Here is a 15,914-nt window from a genome sequence, read left to right on the forward strand (position 1 = left end):
GGCACCGCAGGCGTCGTCGTGGTGCTGTCGGCCTTGGAGCCGGGCACGGCCGGCGTCGCGGGCGTTGCAGACATCGTGGACGAGGAAGAAGAGGATTGCGGCGATGGCGTTGCCGGCGTTGCGGGCGTGGCGGGTGTCGCCGGGGTGGCTGCATTGGCCGAGGCATTGGTCCCGCTGGCCGCGCCGGCGCCATTGCCTCCCGCACCCGCACCTACGCCAGCACCTACGCCAGCACCGACGCCTGCGCCGGCACTGCTGCCGCCACCTCCCCCACCGCCCCGCCCCCAGCGCCTCCACCGCCGCCTCCCGAGCCGCCGCCCGCAGCCAATGCGAGCGGGGCCACGCAGGCGCCCATGAGAACCGCAACCAGAGTCGGTGCAATACGTCGTGTCAGCTTCATCGATATCTCCTTGTTGATGTCTCGACAAGGGGCCAAGCTAGACGACGCCGAAAACCCGGCTTGTAGTCAAAAGTCATCATGACGGGCCGGCCTAGTCTTACTGTGTCACAAGCGTAGCCTTGCGTTTGCGCGCAGGCAGCACGGACATCGGGGCAGCGTCTTGAGCAAGGCTGCGGCGATAAGCAGCCGCAAAGTCGTGATGGACGATGGGACGTGGCGCTGCGTGCGCTGGGCTGCCGCGAGGCTTGTAATGCGTGGGTAGGGCAGATTCTTTGCTTCGTGCGGAGTTTTTTTTACCGGCTCCCTCGGGATGCCGCAGTTGCCGCGCCATCAAGAAACCGTAAGCGGCGATGCTCAGGCTGGCGTGGTGATGGAACCCCCGCCAGCCCCGGCCTTCGTAGTGGCCCAGCCCCAATTCCTGCTTGAGGTCCTGGTAGTCGCGCTCAATGCGCCAGCGCATCTTGGCCTCCAGCACCATGCGCTGCAGCGACACGGCCTCGGGCAGCGTGGACAGCCAGTACTTCATCGGCTCCTTGTGGCCTTCGGGCCACTCGATGAGAAGCCACTGCTGAGGGCGCAACTGCGAGCGCTGATGATCGCGATGGGCTGCATGTACGCGAACGCGGGCGAAGCGAGATCGCAAGGCGAAGTTGGTGCCCTCGCGCCACTCGAGGGTCTGCCATTGAGAAGGATCCAGCTCGAAGGCCAACTCCTTGACCGATAGCGGGCGCTGGTGCCTGGCATTCCCCAAGCGCTGCCGGGTAGGCACGTTGCCACGTCCGCTGTACGGCTCGGGCGGCAGCGGCGCATGCCCGGGCGGCCACACCGTCACCTGGCCCGTCACGCCCACCACGTAGGGCAGGCCCAACTCGCTCAGGCGTTCCCGAAACGCCGTCTCCATGCCGTAGCCGGCATCGGCCAGCACGCAGTGCCTGGGGGCGCCTTGCGCCATCAGCCGCTCGATCTGCGCCAGCGCAATCGCCGGCTTGGTGGCGAACGCCAAGTCTTGCGGAACGCCCGCCTTCTCGCGCCGCTCCCTGTCGACGGCCCATTCCTGAGGCAGGTACAGCCGCCAGGCTACCGGCAGGCTGCCCGCCTGGCATGCCAGCGTCACGCTCACCGCCACCTGGCAGTTGTCCTGCTTGCCCAGCATGCCGCAGTACTGGCGCGCCACACCCACCGAATGCCGGCCTTGCTTGGGAAAGCCGGTGTCGTCGACGATCCACCAGCCGCCGTCGCTGAAGTCCATCGCCGGTACGACCCACTGCGCCACGCGCAGCAGCATTTGTTCGTCAGACCAGGCCGAATCGGCCACGAAGTGGTGCAGCGACTGGTGGCGCGAGCGCGTGGCCGCAGGTGCCAGGTGCGCCGCCATCGGCTCCACGCTCTTGCGCTTGAGCGGCGCCATCAGGCCGGTGCAATACCCGCGCAGCCCAGCCTGCCTGTCTGCATGGCCCAGACCCTCGCCCAAATGCGCCAGGTAGCGCTCAAACTCACGCAGTTCCTTCATCAAGGCTCACCTCTTGCTCGAAGAAGTTCGCATAATGCCTTGATTCTGTTCAAATTACTAACACAGTAAGACTAGTCACCGGTGCTATGCAATGAATAGCTGCGCAGCGCCTGCCTCCGTGCCCTGAGGACTTATTGGATCGTCGGCAATCCCAGCGCTTCGGCAATGGCGCGCGCGGCGGCCGGCGGCTGCACCACCGACGTATCGACAATGACTCGCGCATGCGGCATGGCGCGCTCGGACGCGGCGAACTGCTCCTGCATCTGCCGCAGCAGGTCCAGCGACCGAAGCTTTCCGAACTCGGTCCGGCTCGGGGCCACGAGCCGTTGTTCCTGCTCGGCCGCCGGAACGCGCAGTTGCACGAAGGCCGTGCTGCCGCCCGCGGCTTCCACCGCCGCAACGGCCCGCTGCGGAAAGCCTTCGGCCACCGACGGTTCCGGCGCGAAGGTGAAGATCAGCGAGCGCTTTGCCTCTGCAGCCTCGGCCATCACGTCCAGCCACATCTTTTCGCGCAGCTTCACGAACCGCTGCGTGCCGAACGGAAACACCGAGGCCACCGCATCGACCACCAGATGGTTGTGGAAAACCGCAAGGCCGGTGAGGCGCCCCAGTTCCCTTGCAACAGTCAGCTTGCCCGAAGCCACCGGGCCGTAGATGAAAACGAGCTTCATGCGGTCGATTGTTGCCGAACGCATGCGGGCATCGGCCTCACGCGCCGGGCAGGGCCGCCTGCCTGCCGCCGCGAGGCAGATGGACGGTGAATGCCGTGCCTTCTGCCGCGGACGAGGTCACCGTGATGGTGCCGCCGTGCCCCGTCACGATCTCCCGCGCAATGTAGAGGCCCAGGCCCAGGCTCGTGGCGGGGCGCTCGTGCGGCGCCGATTCGCGTGTCGCAACCTGCACCAGCGGGTTGAAGATGACCTGCATCGAATCGGGAGGAATCGGCCTTCCCTGGTTCTTGACCATCAGGGTCACGTGCGCCCCCTCGTCCCGGATCACCAGCGCCACGGGATGGGCAGGGTCTCCATGCTGCACGGCGTTGCTCAGCAGGTTGGTGAGGACCTGGCGCATTCTGGGCGCATCGAACATCAGCACCACGCCGGCCGGAAGCTCGGCGACGAGTTCCCGCTTGGGATAGGCCGCGCAGACCTCGTCGAAGGCCTCCTGGCACAGGGCGCTCAGGTTGCCTTCCTGCGGAATCACCTCGATGCCGCGGCCGAGCCGGGTGCGCGTGTACTCGAGCAGGTCGGTGACCATGTCGTTGATCGACGCAATGCTTCGCCTGGCGATCTGGAGCGTGCGTTCCTTGGGCTTGGCCTCGCCTGCCAGCTCGAGAAGATGAATGCAGGAGCTGAGCGCGCTCAACGGGTTTCGCAGGTCGTGCCCCAGCACGGCCAGGAAGGTGTCCCTGGAATTGGCCACATGGTCGGAATAGGTGGCCATGGCCTCGGCAAGGCCCTGGTCGATGCCTTCGTTGAAGCGCACCACCTCTTCCAGCACCGCGGCATCGACCGTGCCGACGTGTCCCATCCACAAACGAAGGACGGTGGCCCGCAGCGCGCGATATTCCGCGCCCAGTTGGGAGAGGTCGAAACCCACCCGCTGGCGCAGGCCCCCATGTTCGGCGGCAAAAGTCTCTTTCAGGAACGGCAGCGCGAGTCCCTTGGACTTTGCCTCGCGCTCCTTTTCCGACTGGGCCGATTCCATTTCGCCGGCAATGGCCAGCAGGATTTCATGCGCATGGTCCCGCAGCTCGATGACCGACATGGTCTCCGCCGGCGGGATCATCGTTCGTGCAAAGGATTCCCACTCGACAAGAATGGGTTCGATGTTGTCTTTGATGAATTGGCTCAGGCGCATGCTGGACGGAGTATGCGCCTCCTTGTAGGACAACAGGAGGCGCGCCGAGCGAGGCAGTCCGCGCGCCCCGCAGAAGGGGTACTCGATGAAGCGTATCCTGAGGCTCCTCGTACCGGAACACATTCATGTCTGAACAGCCTCTTTCCGGGACGGCCCCCGTCGATCCTCCCTTCTTCCACGAGGCCTCGGGCACGGTCCGCTTCTGGGTGCTCATCGATGGCCAACCCATGGGTGCGAGCATCAGCAGGGACATCCTGCGCTACCGCTTCCGCCCCGGCGCGCAGGGCGACGACCCGATGGAAATCTACGCGCAGTACGCGGACCAGCTCGAAGCGGCGGTGCGCCGCCGGGTGGCGCAGGGCTCGATCGAGCCGGTGATGCTGCGCGAGTTCGATCTACCCCGCGGCTGATTCCACGCGCGCACCGCGCGTGCAGGCACCGCTGGCCAGCGTCACACCGATCACGGCACTGGCAATGGCGATCCGGTCGATGTCCGTGATGGGCTCGGCCAGCCACCACCATCCGCCCAATGCGGAGAAAACGGGTGCCAGTCCTCCGAATGCGGCCGCCTGCGACGCACCAAGACGTGCGACGGCCGCGCCGAAGATCCACAGCCCCAGCAATCCGGCGACCGCGCCCTGCATCAGCGCCTGCCACAGCACGTCGCGCAGCGGCGCATCGAGCAAGCCCGTTCCGCCCCGCCACAGCAGCCACGGAACGAGCAGGATCGCCGACCACGCATTGACGACCGCCGCGCCTTGCCACGCGCCGAGGCCGGCGCGCCTGAACGACAGCGTGAAGCCGGCCCACAGCGCGGCCGCGAGAAGAAAGAGCAGATCGCCGCGCCAGGCGCCCGCATCGAAGCCGCGGAAGCTGCCCGCGCCCAGGATCCCGATGCCTGCCGCAAGGAATGCCAAGCCCAATGCGCGCGGTCGGTCGAGACGCTCATGCCAGAGCATCCAGGCAAGGCCCGCGGCGAAGAGCGGGCACGCACCCGCCATGAAGACGCCCATGTGCGCCGAAGGAGCGAACCTGGTGCCGGTCATCGCCACCAGCCCGAACGGCAACCCCGCGCCAAGCACCATTCCGATCAGCCACCGCAGCGGCACCCCGCGAGGCAGCAGCCCCACGCGCAGCCACACTGGCATGAGGACGATGGCCGGTATGCCGTAGCGCAGGGTGGCCAGGTCGGCCGGTGCGATCGTGGTGGTGGTCGAGTGGCGCGTGGCGACCTGCCAGATGCCCGCGATCAGCGCCGAGGCCACACCGGCGGCCAGGCCGGCTGAAAGACGCACATTGACCATCTGTTGCTCCGCTGAATACGAAGCATGCAGTGTTCGATCAATGCAGTCGGCGCGCTTCCAGATTCGTGCGCATCTGGCTCGGTGCCATGCCGAAGGCGCGCCGAAAGGCCACAGTGAAGTGCGCATGGCTTGCAAAACCCAGGTCGGCCGCAAGCGCGCTGATGCTTCTCTCGCCTTCGCGCAGGCGATCGAGCGCGAGCGTCATGCGCAACTGGTTGCGCAGCCCGTGCAGACTCGTTCCCGTGTGCATGCGGAACCGGCGCGCCAGATGAAATGCCGAGCAATGGACCGCCTTGGCGATCTCGTCGAGCGTGTCGCTGCGCTCCGGTGCGGCGGCGATGTAGTCGCGGGCGCGTTCGACCGCGCGATGGATCTTCGACGAGCCCGGCCGATCGGCCGGCCGCACGCTCTGGATCAATCCGGCAAGGTGTTCCTGCATCTCGAGCGCATCGATGGCCTGCATCGCATGGGCCTGCAGGCATCGGCGCAACAGCACCTGGCTGCCCAGCGGCAGGTAGGCCCTGCCCGTCGGCGCCAGATCTTCGGCAAGCGTGAGGACCACGCTGCGCTGGCCCGCCATCGGGTGCTTCAACTGGTAGGGCCCATCGGGCGACAGCCACAGCGCGGCTGCCGGATCGCAGACGAAGGCATCCGCATCAAGACGGCATTCGAAGCGCTGGGTCAGCGGCAGCAGCAAGCGAGGCCCCTGCACGCGATAAGGCGGGCTCCAGCCTGGCTCGGCCGTGTCCAGCGTGGCAAGCTGGCAGCTGACGGAGCCGCTTTCGAAGAGCACGCTGCGAAGGTAGGTCATTGGTTTGAAAGGCAGCAGGGCCGCTTCCCCCGGATTCTGCCAGCCGGGCCACAGGCCCTGGTGTTTACCCCGAAGGCGCTGAAGGCCGATTGACAGCCTCGCTGCCTACGATGGGGTGATTCATCAGGAGACACCATGAAGACCCGGACCTTCTCGTTCGACCGCCTGACCCGCCGCGCCAGCCTGCTGGCCGCAGCGGCCGTTCTTTCCGCATGCGGCAGCTTCGGCAGCCCGCCGCCCGCTGCCGGCGACATCCACGTGATGACCTCGGGCGGCTTCACGGCCGCATACAACGAGCTGCGCCCCGGCTTCGAGCGCAGCAGCGGCCGCACGGTCAAGACCGCGTATGGCGCTTCCATGGGCAATGCGGAAGATTCCATTCCGAGCCGGCTGTCGCGCAACGAGCCGGCCGACGTGGTGATCCTCGCGCGGCCCGCGCTCGACGCGCTGGTGGCGCAAGGCAAGGTGGTGGCCGGCAGCCAGGTCGACCTGGTGCGCTCGTCGATCGGCTTTGCGGTGCGCAAGGGCGCGCCCAAGCCCGACATCGCAACGGTCGACGCACTCAAGCGCACGCTGCTGGCTGCGCCTTCGATCGCCTACTCGGCCAGCGCCAGCGGCACCTACTACGAGACCGAGCTGCTCAAGAAGCTCGGCATCGAGGAACAGGTCAAGCCCAAGAGCAAGCGCATCCTGAGCGAGCGCGTGGGCACCGTGGTGGCGCGCGGCGACGCGGCGCTGGGCTTGCAGCAGGTAAGCGAACTGCTGCCGATCGCGGGCATCGACTACATCGGCCCGCTGCCGGCGGAGGTACAGCGCGTGACGGTGTTCTCGGCCGGCATTGCCACGGCTTCGAAGCAGCCCGATGCGGCGCGCCAGGTGATCCGCTATCTCAACTCGCCCGAAGCGGCACCGACCATCGCGAAGACGGGGCTCGAGCCTCTGACGGCGCGCTGATGCGCCGATGCGGCGGCTCGGGGCTCAGTAAACTGGCGCCCATCATCTTCCCCGAACGATGGACGCCATGAACCAGCCCCAACCCGTCGCCCCCGCTCTTGTCTCCGCCTTCGCGCCCGGCGGCACGCTGCGCGCATCCATCAACCTCGGCAACCCGATCCTCGCGAACAAGGATGCGGCCACCGGCGAGCCGGTGGGCGTGTCGATCGATCTCGCGCGCGAGTTCGCGCGCCGGCTCGGCGTGGGCATCGAGCTCGTGGTGTTCGAGAAGGCGGCGGCATCGGTCGACGCGGTAAGGAACGAGAAGGCCGACATCGGCTTCTTCGCGATCGACCCGGCACGCAGCGAAGGGCTGCTGTTCACCGCGCCCTACGTGCTGATCGAAGGCAGCTACCTCGTGCGCGAGTCATCGGAGCTCACGGACAACGCGCAGGTCGATGCCAAGGGCCATCGCATCTCGGTCGGTGCGGGCAGCGCCTACGACCTGTTCCTCACGCGCGAGATCGAGCAGGCCGAGATCATCCGGCTCCAGGGCGCGGCCCCGGCGCTGGCGGCGCTGCGTTCGGGCGCGGTCGAGGTGGCCGCCGGCATTCGCCAGCTGCTCGAGGCCGAGGCTCGGCGCGAGCCGGGCGTGCGCGTGCTGCCCGGCCGCTTCATGGTGATCCAGCAGGCCATGGGCACGCCCGCGAGCCGCGGTGCCGCGGCGCAGGCGCTGCTGGCGGCCTTCGTCGAGGAGATGAAGGCGAGTGGCTTTGTCGCCGATGCGCTTCAGCGTCACCGCATCGAAGGTGCGATCGTGGCGCCGGCTTCTACTGGCGTGGCTCTGTAGTTTTTTTGGCGCCGTTGTTCAGGGCGCGTGCACAGGCCACCGGGTACTCCCCTCCGCGAATGTCCCCCGCCCTTCGGGCTCCTCCTTTATTTCGCTGCGGGGAGCACCCGATGCCCTGTGCACCTGGGCACGCTGCTGGTGTACCGCCGATCAACGACCGCTCTTTCCAACGATCACGTCGATGGGGTGCCTTGCGCAGCGAAATCAAGGGGGAGGCCGCAGGCCGGAGGACATTCGCGGAGCAAGGTACCCCGTCGGCGTGATCGCGCCCTGAATGAACCCGCACCCGCATCCGCGCCCTCCCCCTTCAACGCAAGCGCCGCATCACAGCTTGTGCGCTTCCACCGGCCCCTGCGAATAGAACAGGAAGTAGCCCGTCTCCGTCTTGAAGCTGTTCTTCTGCCACCCCGGCGGCACCTTGAAGATGGCGAGCTGGTCGCTCGACACGCCGACGAACGCGGTGTTCTCGCTGTCGGTGGTGATCCGGTTCCAGCGCTCACGCGTCACCGGCTGCATCTGCATCTTCGGCTCGCTCCACTCGGGGGTATGCACCTTGTCGCGCATGATGTAGCGGCCGCCCTGCCGCTCGATCTTGACCAGCTCCCGGAGGGCGCCGTTCTTCTTCACCGCGTAGACGCCGACCAGCTGCGCCTCGGGCCCGCCGCCCGGGCCGCATCCAGACAGCAACAGCAGCGTGCACAGGCTGGCCGCGAGGTAGTTGAGTGCTTTTTTCATGATCGTGCTCAACGCTTTTCGTTGTCGCGCAGCTTCAGGCTGCCCTGGTAGCGCAGCGCGTGCGGATAGTCTTCCTTGCCGCCGGCGTCCTGCGCCGCCATCTTCTGCTGGCTCGCCGCGGTCTTGGCCAGCAGCGTCGATGGCAGGTTGAGAACGCCCTTGATCTGGTCGTACTGCCCCTGCGTGATGCGCCCCACCGACAGCAGGCGGAACGCGTCCCGCTCGATGTTGAGCAGGAGCGGCTTGTTGTCGGCAAAGTTCTGCGCCTTGGCCAGCAGGTCGCTCCACGACTGGGTGCTGTAGTTGCTCACGTAGTAGTCCTGCCCCGTGGGCCCGGCCAGTACCGCGGTGCAGCCAGGGAGCTCCATCTGCGCGGTGCTGGTGGCCATGACGAAGGTCTTGCGCTGCTCCATTGCGTCGCCGTAGGCCAGCGTCACCGGAATGGTCCAGGCCGATGCCGGATAGGCGTTCTGGTTCGGGAACGACTCCTGACTGATCGACACGTAGGTGCGGTCGCCCGCGCATTGCGCGTCCACCGTCAGAAGGGGCACGCCGGTCTGCCGGACGAAGCTGTCGCCGATGTCCGCCACCTTCTTGCCGCCGCTCGCCTTCTCGAGCGAACTCCACAACCGCGACGGCGTGACGTTGCCGAACGCATAGTCCTTCAGGTAGATCTGCAGGCCCTTCTGCATCGCCTCCTCGCCGATGTAGTTCTGCACCGTCTCCAGCACGTGGCTGCCCTTGTTGTAGACGAAGATCGACGGGCTGATGAAGCCGAACGAACCCGCATCGTTGAGGTTGCGCTGCACCGGCACCGCGGTGTCCTTCAGGTCGGCCACGATCACGGTGTGCTTGTCCAGCACGTAATCGGAGAAGCTGTAGTAGTCGGGATGAAATTTGATCGTGGTGCGACGGTCGAACCAGCGCGCGAACGATTCGTTGAGCCATACGTTGTCCCACCAGTCGAGCGTGACGAGGTCGCCGAACCACTGGTGCGCGATCTCGTGCGTCACCACAGTCACCGAATACAGCGTGGGCGTTTCGCCCGGCTTGGTCAGCACGCGGTCGGCAAACTCGAAGATCGAACCCCAGTTCTCCATGCCGCCGAAGCCGGTGTTCGGCTTGTTGTCGTAGCTGTCGTTGGCCGCCACGGTGTCGAACTTCTTGAACGGCAGCGGGATGCCGGTGTAGTTGTAGTAGTAGTCCATCGCCACCTTGGTCCACTCCATCGCAAAGGTGGCCCAGGTGGAGCGGCCCGGCGGCGTGAACCAGCGCAGCGGCATCTCGCTGCCGTCGAGCGGGCTCTTGAAGGTGTCCGAGAGAATGTCGAACTTGCCGCCGCCGAAGAAGGTGAGGTACATCGGCATCGAAGGCGTCTTCTCGAACGACACCTGCTGGTAGCCGTCGGGCAGCTTGACGGCCGACTTCTGCGCGGCGTTCGACACGGTCTGCCAGTCGCCCGGCACCTCGGCGGAGATCTCGAAGGTGTGGCGGAAGGCCGGCTCGTCCCAGCCCGGGAACCATTGCCGCGCATAGTTGGTTTCACCCTGCGTCACGATGGCATCGCTGCTCACGCCCTCGGGCGTGGAAAGGCCCACCTTGAAGATGCCGGTCGCAGCCGAGCAGAACGGATTGCGGGCCATCTCGTCGGGCGGGCAATATTCCGCATCGGAGAACTGGATACTGCCGTCCCATTCCATGTGCAGCAGGTACTTGCCCTTGGCGATCTGCCCGTCGTTGCGCCGCAACTGGACGAAGTCGCCCAGCGTCTGCGGCGTGGGCACCAGCGCAATCACCTCCGAAGGATTCGACAGTTTGCGCAAGGTGGTGCGGCCGTTCGCGAACTTGAGGTTGTGCGCGGCAACGACGATGGCATCCACCGGCTTGAGCACTTCGATCTCCACGTCGCCGCGCCCCACGAAGGTCTTCAGCGCCGCATCGGGCCTGAACCACAGCTTGTAGTTGACGGGCCAGACGGTATCGGGCAGCTCCATCGGCTTCACGGAGCGGTCGACCTGCGCGACCGACGACTCGGGTGCAAGCGCAGGTCCGTCGTTGGGCGCCGGGGACGAAGCAGGACTGTCGAGCGAGGGCGCCGACGCGCTCAGCCCGGCACCGCCCAGGGAAGCGTCGCCGCCGCCTCCTCCGCCACCGCAGGCCGTGAGCACGGCAAGGGTCACGGCGGTGATGGCAAGATGGCCGACGACTGGCTTGGCAAGTTTCTTCATGATGATCGCCTCTTGGTAAGGACAAGCGCCGCCCCGCTCGCGCCGGCGGGTAGCCGGCAGTGCGCGGACGCGCGCAGGAATGGATGAACAACATATCGGGCAGGCAGCACCGCGCCCTCCCGGCGAACCGGAAGTTCGCCAGGAAACACGACGCGGCAATGCCTTGTTTTTCAGCCGGCGCGGCGCGAACGCGCAGCACCGGACCGCACCGCGAGCGATGCGGGCGGTCCCAGGATGCGGGGAGTGATGGGTTCCATTCCCGTCGAGTGCGAGGGCGATGGAGTGCCGGGCTGGATTGGATGCCTGAGCGGTGGGCTTAGCGGGAGCGCGCCGACGCTGCGGCTTCATGCGCTACGGCGGCCATTGAAATGGCGGCCGCGGCCGCAGGTTCTCTTCTAGCTGTTCTGGATAGCTTCACGTGCGCTCTCCCTCCTTGGAAGTGCGCACATTTTTAGCTGATCGAAGATGACAGCGTCAACGAAGCACGGAACTTTTCGCTCTCAAAATGTTCGCGCGCCATACGACAAATGGAGTCATCGAATCCACACGCGCAATGCACTACGAAGATGGTTCTTTCTTCATGCAGTGCGCGCTGCGTCAAACGGGGAATCGGAACGCGTTCGGTGTGACCCTGCAGCCACACCGAGCGCGCGAACAGGCCCTAGAAGATGTGGCGCATGCCGAACTCCGTGCCGGTGGAGGCGCGGTTCGGCATGGTGATGGCGCCTGCAAGCGCCTGTGCCGCGCCATTGCGGTTGCCGATGCGCGCGAAGGTGGCGTACAGCGCGGTGCGCTTCGAGAGGTTGTGAACGTAGCCGATCGCGAACTTCGACGTGGTCGGCTTCATTGCGGCACCGGCTGGCTCGCGCCGGTAGCGCGCATACGAGCCCTTGATCTCGCCAGGGCCGACCGGCAGCTGGAAGCCGATCAACGCGCCCTTGCCATCTGTGCTTCCCTTCGACTCCGTGTAGAGCTCGCCCGTGAGCTTCAGGCTCATCAGCGAGGGGCCGAAGGTGTAGGAAGCGCCGAGGTTGGTCACGCGAAGGTCGCCGCTCGCATAGCGCGTCTTGCCGGTGGCCAGTGCAATGTTGAAGCCGCCCTGCAGGTAGCCGAAGCGAAAGCCGACGTGGCTGCCGTCGCGGCGGTTCGAGCGCAGCGTACCCGGCAGCACCGAGTTCGAGTCGTTCTCGCCCATGGCGTACATGGCCTGTCCGTAGAAGCCGCCCAGGTTGCCCGGCAAGAAGTAGCCGACGCTGTTCGACGCACGCGTGCCGGTGGGCGCGGGCAGTCCGCCAAGGCCCGAGAAATAGATCTGGTTGGCGCCGATGCCGCCGCCGGTTCCGAACGGATCGAAGATGGCCGTGTTCCAGAACGCGGGCACGTAGTCGCGGCCCAGGCGGAACTCGCCGAACGGTCCCGACAGGCTCACGGTGGAGCGCCGGTTGAAGCTCAGCACGCCCGGCGTGCCGTTGCCGCTGGTCTGGTTGTTCGTGTTCGAGGGAAAGCCGGTGCCGTTGTCGTTCTGCAGGCCGGCCTCGAGCCAGAAGCCCGCCGAGAGGCCGCCGCCCAGGTCCTCGGTTCCGCGAAAGCCGATGCGGCTGAACATGTTGCCGCTGTTGGTCAGCTGCGTCTTGTGGGCCGATCCGTCGCCGCTGCCGCGCGTGTAGCTGACGGCTGCGTCGACCACGCCGAACAGGGTGACGGAAGATTGGGCCAGCGCTGCGCCAGCCGCGCCGGCCGAGGCCAGCGCGAACACGAACTTTTTCATGGGATGTCTCTCTACGCTTTCTTGCTTGGTGGGGGAATCTCAGATGTCGAGCACCAGCCGCTCGCCCTTGCAGCGAGAGACGCAGATCATCATGGTCTTGTTGGACGCACGTTCGATCTTGGTGAGGATGCCGTCGTGGTGGTCGACCTCGCCTTCGAGCACCGCTGTTTCGCAGGCGCCGCAGACGCCCTCCTTGCAGCTGTGGTCGGGGTTCAGGCCGGCATCGATCAGGCTGTCGAGAATCGACTTGCCGGGCGGCACCTCGACGCTCCTGCCGCTTTTTGCGCACTCGACCACGCAGCCCTGCGTGGCGCTCGGCGCCTCCACGTGCACCGCGGCAAAGCGCTCGATGTGCGCATTGGCATAACCCAGCTTCTCGCAGCTCTTCTCGAAGGCATCGAGCATCGGCGTGGGGCCGCAGCAGTAGTAGTGGCTGGTGGCGCCCTTGCCGGCCAACAGCGTGGCCAGATCGGGCGGCGCGCCCTTTTCGTCGTCGAAGTGCCAGGTGAGCGGCACGGCGTGCTCGCGCGCCAGGGCTTCGATCGCATCGCAGAAGGCGGCCTCCCTGCGGGTGCGCGCGCAGTACAGCAGCTCCACCGGCTTGGCCGTGGCCACGAGCCGCTGCAGCATGCACCAGATGGGCGTCACGCCGATGCCGCCTGCCACCAGCACCGAGCGGTCGGCGCCCTCTTCGAGCTTGAAGTTGTTGCGCGGCGCCGAGATCAGCAGCGTCATGCCCACGCGCAACTGTTGATGCACGTAGCGCGAGCCACCGCGGCTCTTGCGGTCGTTGAGCACGCCGACCACGTAGCGCTGGCGATCGCTCGAGGGATTGCACAGCGAGTAGCTGCGCACCAGCCCGTTGGGCAGGTGCAGGTCGATGTGGGAGCCGGCCTCGAAGGCGGGAAAGTCCGTTTCGGGCGAAGCCGGGCGGAACTCGACGCTGACGATGCCGTCGGCCTCGTAGCGCATGGTGTGCACGAGGGCGTTCAGCGTGGGAGAAGACATGGCAGGGCTCGCTTCCGGTCAGGCCGTGGCTTGCGCGGATTCCGCGAGTTGCGTTTGCGCGAGGTTGCGCATGTGGCGGCGCAGGCGGACGATGCCCAGGTCGTGCTGGTACAGGTTCTCGTGCTGGTTGGCGTCGGGCTCCATCTCCTCGAGCATCACGCGGTCCTGCTCCAGCACGTGCCAGTGGCGCGCCTCGAGGCGGTTCTTGTACAGGAAGCGCCAGGTGTCGCGCTCCCAGCCTGGCGGCAGCTTGCGCACGCGCCAGAAGAAGGTGGCCGTCATGCCCTTCACGATCGGCGAGAAGGCACCGACGATGATGAAGTTGCCGCCGGGGCCACCGGTCTTCGGGTACGGAATTTCCAGGCGCATCCAGTGGATGCCGGTGTCGGCCCATTCGGTCCAGTCGAAGTTGACGTTGCGCTGGCCTTCCTTTTCAAAGACGAAGCCGATGTCGGTCTGGCGGATGCCGAACTTGGCCGTCGAATCGCCCTCGGCCATCGAATGCGACTGCTTGTGCAGGTAGGTGCCGTGCATCGGGTCCATGACGTTGTCAAGCACGTAGCGGTAGTCGCCCTTCCACTCGGTGTAGCAAAGGAAGCTCGAATACTCGGCATCGTCCGTGAGCTGCTCGGGCAGCACCAGCGGCGGCGGCACGTCGACTGGGTCCTTCCCGTTGTAGAGGAACACGGCGCCCGCGCGCTCCTGCACGTGGAAGTGCCGCGTGGCCTGCGAGCCTTCGAGCTTGCAGCCCGGACTGCCGGGCACGCGGGTGACGACGCCGTCATGGCGCACCTCGACGCCGTGGTACGGGCACGAGAGCCGGTCGCCCAGCACCACGCCCTGCGACAGCGGCGCGCCGCGGTGCGGGCAGCGGTCTTCCAGCGCGTGCAGCACGCCTTCGCCGTCGCGCCACAGCGCGATCTTGCGGCCCAGGCGGCGCAGCGAGACGGGGTTCTCCTTGATGAAGTGCGAGGGGCAGATCGGGTACCAGAGGTCCTTCAGGCCGACTTCGAGCAGGTGGTCGACCGGGTCGGCGGCGATGGGAGTGATGGCGATGGTCATGATGTGTTGCTCCTCAGCCGGCCAGCGTGGCCATTTCCTTGCGGTACAGCGCCTCGGTCCAGGGCTGCCCGCCGGGGGTGGCCAGGCCGCTGTCGTTGAGCCGCTGCACCAGTCCCGCGAGATCGTGGATGCCGTCTGCAAAGGCGCGCTCGATCACGTCGCCCAGCAGGTCTTCATAGGTGGTCGCGGGGCGCTGGCGCGCCTGATGCGGTTGCAGGTAGCGGTCTTGTTGCATGGTGTGCCTCCGTGGGATGAGGTGAATGTGAATCAGGCGGTGGCAGTGGCGCCGGCGGGGGCGCCCAGCGGGACGGCCCAGGCGTCGTAGCCATAGACCCAGTCGGCATTGCCGCCTTCGCGCAGCCAGTTGTTGCCGCGCGAGCCGATCTGCACCTGGCTGGCGCGTGCGATGCGGGCCTTTTCGTAGCCCTTCAGCGCATCGGCCACGTCGGCCATCGCCACGCCTTCGAGGTGGCAGGCCAGCACGACCGCGTCTTCGATGGCCATGCCCGCGCCTTGCGCCATGAACGGCAGCATCGGGTGCGCGGCATCGCCGAGCAAGGCCATGCGGCCTGCGGCCCAGGCCGGCATCGGGTCGCGCTCGTACAGCGCGGTCTTCAGCACCGTGTCGCAGGCGTCGAGCAGGGCGCGCGCCTCGGGGTGGTAGTCCACGTACTGTTCGCGCAGCTCGTCGACGCTGCCGGGCGCGGTCCATGATTCGAGGTGCCAGGTGCCCTGCGGCGTGGTTGCGAAGATGAAGATGTCCCTGCCGCGATTGAGCGGGAACGTGACGATCTGGCTCTGCGGATTCGGCCCCCACCATTTGGTGAAGGCGCCGAGGTTCGGCACGCCCGCCACGCGCTCGGCGGGCACCACGGCGCGGTAGGCGACGATGCCCGTGAAGCGCGGGCTCTCGGCGCCGAACATCGCGGTGCGCACGCACGAATGGATGCCGTCGGCGCCGAGCAGCGCGCCGACGCGGGTGCCGGTGCCATCGGTGAACGAGAGGCTCACACCCTTCTCGTCGGCGGCGATCTTCTCTGCGCGCTTGCCCAGCGCCACGCGCTCGGCCGGGAACATGTCTGCCAATGCGGCGAGCAGGTCGGCGCGATGAATCGTGAGCTGGGGTGCGCCGTAGCGCTGCTCTGCCGAATCGGCCATCTCCAGGCGCGAGGTTTCCTCGCCGGTATCGTAGGTTCGGCTGATGCGGTGCGAAGGGCGTGCCGCCGTCACCCGCGCGGCCTCGCCCACGCCGAGGCCGTCGAGCGCACGCACCGCATTGGGCGTGAGGTTGATGTCCGCGCCGACGCGGGCGAACTGCTTCGCCTGCTCGAACACGGCCACGTCGTGCCCGGCGCGCCGCAACGCGATGGCCGCCACCAGGCCGCCGATGCCCGCACCGACGATGCCGATGGTGGATTCGCTTGTCTTCATGGGTGTCTCCCCCT

The 15,914-nt window shown here is 66.8% G+C and carries 15 protein-coding genes; 3 read left to right on the forward strand and 12 right to left on the reverse strand.

All coding sequences use genetic code 11. The features are described from left to right. Positions 1-497: 497 nt before the first annotated feature. The 3 genes from VAPA_RS15950 to VAPA_RS15960 form a co-directional block, all read right to left on the reverse strand. Positions 498-1,910 (reverse strand): IS701 family transposase, encoded by a 1,413-nt coding sequence (locus VAPA_RS15950; RefSeq protein WP_021007792.1) that lies wholly within the window; start codon positions 1,908-1,910, stop codon positions 498-500. Positions 1,911-2,041: 131 nt separating this feature from the next. After that, a complete protein-coding gene (locus VAPA_RS15955; protein ID WP_041946479.1) occupies positions 2,042-2,581 on the reverse strand; it encodes a DEAD/DEAH box helicase family protein in 540 nt (179 codons plus the stop codon). A 37-nt stretch (positions 2,582-2,618) separates the two neighbouring features. Then, positions 2,619-3,770 (reverse strand): sensor histidine kinase, encoded by a 1,152-nt coding sequence (locus tag VAPA_RS15960; RefSeq protein ID WP_021007794.1) that lies wholly within the window; start codon positions 3,768-3,770, stop codon positions 2,619-2,621. Between the two features lie 125 nt (positions 3,771-3,895). Between VAPA_RS15960 and VAPA_RS15965 the strand changes: the two genes are divergently transcribed. Beyond that, complete coding sequence (locus VAPA_RS15965; RefSeq protein WP_021007795.1) at positions 3,896-4,180, forward strand: DUF1488 family protein; 285 nt, start codon at positions 3,896-3,898, stop codon at positions 4,178-4,180. On the opposite strand, the gene VAPA_RS15970 is transcribed toward VAPA_RS15965, so the two are convergent. Together VAPA_RS15970 and VAPA_RS15975 are read right to left on the reverse strand one after the other, a co-directional pair. Further along, entirely contained in the window at positions 4,166-5,074 is a 909-nt protein-coding gene (locus tag VAPA_RS15970) for a DMT family transporter (RefSeq protein WP_021007796.1), read from the reverse strand. The two genes, VAPA_RS15965 and VAPA_RS15970, sit on opposite strands and share 15 nt — an antisense overlap. 37 nt (positions 5,075-5,111) lie before the next feature. Continuing rightward, positions 5,112-5,885, reverse strand: a complete 774-nt coding sequence (locus tag VAPA_RS15975) for a helix-turn-helix transcriptional regulator (protein ID WP_021007797.1) — start codon at positions 5,883-5,885, stop codon at positions 5,112-5,114. A 135-nt stretch (positions 5,886-6,020) separates the two neighbouring features. On the opposite strand from VAPA_RS15975, the gene VAPA_RS15980 reads away from it, so the two are divergent. After that, complete coding sequence (locus tag VAPA_RS15980) at positions 6,021-6,839, forward strand: substrate-binding domain-containing protein (RefSeq protein ID WP_021007798.1); 819 nt, start codon at positions 6,021-6,023, stop codon at positions 6,837-6,839. Positions 6,840-6,906: 67 nt separating this feature from the next. After that, a complete protein-coding gene (locus tag VAPA_RS15985) occupies positions 6,907-7,668 on the forward strand; it encodes a transporter substrate-binding domain-containing protein (protein ID WP_021007799.1) in 762 nt (253 codons plus the stop codon). A gap of 324 nt (positions 7,669-7,992) precedes the next feature. On the opposite strand, the gene VAPA_RS15990 is transcribed toward VAPA_RS15985, so the two are convergent. The 7 genes from VAPA_RS15990 to VAPA_RS16020 all read right to left on the reverse strand — a co-directional run bounded on the left by VAPA_RS15990 (position 7,993) and on the right by VAPA_RS16020 (position 15,900). Then, positions 7,993-8,403, reverse strand: a complete 411-nt coding sequence (locus VAPA_RS15990) for a hypothetical protein (protein ID WP_021007800.1) — start codon at positions 8,401-8,403, stop codon at positions 7,993-7,995. Positions 8,404-8,411: 8 nt separating this feature from the next. Continuing rightward, the gene (locus tag VAPA_RS15995) at positions 8,412-10,631 is read right to left on the reverse strand and encodes a M1 family metallopeptidase (RefSeq protein WP_021007801.1); all 2,220 of its coding nucleotides are present in this window, start codon (positions 10,629-10,631) and stop codon (positions 8,412-8,414) included. Between the two features lie 661 nt (positions 10,632-11,292). Continuing rightward, positions 11,293-12,399, reverse strand: coding sequence for a porin (locus VAPA_RS16000; protein ID WP_021007802.1), 1,107 nt, complete (start codon positions 12,397-12,399; stop codon positions 11,293-11,295). A gap of 39 nt (positions 12,400-12,438) precedes the next feature. Beyond that, positions 12,439-13,407: a PDR/VanB family oxidoreductase gene (locus tag VAPA_RS16005; RefSeq protein WP_021007803.1), complete on the reverse strand. Its 969-nt coding sequence runs from the start codon at positions 13,405-13,407 to the stop codon at positions 12,439-12,441. A gap of 18 nt (positions 13,408-13,425) precedes the next feature. After that, on the reverse strand, positions 13,426-14,469 hold the full coding sequence (locus VAPA_RS16010) for an aromatic ring-hydroxylating oxygenase subunit alpha (protein WP_021007804.1): 1,044 nt from the start codon (positions 14,467-14,469) through the stop codon (positions 13,426-13,428). A 13-nt stretch (positions 14,470-14,482) separates the two neighbouring features. Next, complete coding sequence (locus VAPA_RS16015; RefSeq protein ID WP_021007805.1) at positions 14,483-14,704, reverse strand: recombinase-like helix-turn-helix domain-containing protein; 222 nt, start codon at positions 14,702-14,704, stop codon at positions 14,483-14,485. A gap of 32 nt (positions 14,705-14,736) precedes the next feature. Further along, positions 14,737-15,900 (reverse strand): FAD-dependent monooxygenase, encoded by a 1,164-nt coding sequence (locus tag VAPA_RS16020; RefSeq protein ID WP_021007806.1) that lies wholly within the window; start codon positions 15,898-15,900, stop codon positions 14,737-14,739. Between the last annotated feature and the right edge of the window lie 14 nt (positions 15,901-15,914).

It is taken from the genome of Variovorax paradoxus B4 (genome assembly GCF_000463015.1).
Lineage (GTDB): Bacteria > Pseudomonadota > Gammaproteobacteria > Burkholderiales > Burkholderiaceae_C > Variovorax > Variovorax paradoxus_E.

Excerpts from the sequence above, each read along its gene's own strand:
- VAPA_RS15955 (WP_041946479.1), bottom strand. The coding sequence starts at position 2,581 with ATGAAGCTCGTTTTCATCTACGGCCCGGTGGCTTCGGGCAAGCTGACT.
- VAPA_RS15970 (WP_021007796.1), bottom strand. The coding sequence starts at position 5,074 with ATGGTCAATGTGCGTCTTTCAGCCGGCCTGGCCGCCGGTGTGGCCTCG.
- VAPA_RS15960 (WP_021007794.1), bottom strand. The coding sequence starts at position 3,770 with ATGCGCCTGAGCCAATTCATCAAAGACAACATCGAACCCATTCTTGTC.
- VAPA_RS15980 (WP_021007798.1), top strand. The coding sequence starts at position 6,021 with ATGAAGACCCGGACCTTCTCGTTCGACCGCCTGACCCGCCGCGCCAGC.
- VAPA_RS16010 (WP_021007804.1), bottom strand. The coding sequence starts at position 14,469 with ATGACCATCGCCATCACTCCCATCGCCGCCGACCCGGTCGACCACCTG.
- VAPA_RS15990 (WP_021007800.1), bottom strand. The coding sequence starts at position 8,403 with ATGAAAAAAGCACTCAACTACCTCGCGGCCAGCCTGTGCACGCTGCTG.
- VAPA_RS16000 (WP_021007802.1), bottom strand. The coding sequence starts at position 12,399 with ATGAAAAAGTTCGTGTTCGCGCTGGCCTCGGCCGGCGCGGCTGGCGCA.
- VAPA_RS16005 (WP_021007803.1), bottom strand. The coding sequence starts at position 13,407 with ATGTCTTCTCCCACGCTGAACGCCCTCGTGCACACCATGCGCTACGAG.
- VAPA_RS15950 (WP_021007792.1), bottom strand. The coding sequence starts at position 1,910 with ATGAAGGAACTGCGTGAGTTTGAGCGCTACCTGGCGCATTTGGGCGAG.
- VAPA_RS16015 (WP_021007805.1), bottom strand. The coding sequence starts at position 14,704 with ATGCAACAAGACCGCTACCTGCAACCGCATCAGGCGCGCCAGCGCCCC.
- VAPA_RS15995 (WP_021007801.1), bottom strand. The coding sequence starts at position 10,631 with ATGAAGAAACTTGCCAAGCCAGTCGTCGGCCATCTTGCCATCACCGCC.
- VAPA_RS16020 (WP_021007806.1), bottom strand. The coding sequence starts at position 15,900 with ATGAAGACAAGCGAATCCACCATCGGCATCGTCGGTGCGGGCATCGGC.
- VAPA_RS15975 (WP_021007797.1), bottom strand. The coding sequence starts at position 5,885 with ATGACCTACCTTCGCAGCGTGCTCTTCGAAAGCGGCTCCGTCAGCTGC.
- VAPA_RS15985 (WP_021007799.1), top strand. The coding sequence starts at position 6,907 with ATGAACCAGCCCCAACCCGTCGCCCCCGCTCTTGTCTCCGCCTTCGCG.
- VAPA_RS15965 (WP_021007795.1), top strand. The coding sequence starts at position 3,896 with ATGTCTGAACAGCCTCTTTCCGGGACGGCCCCCGTCGATCCTCCCTTC.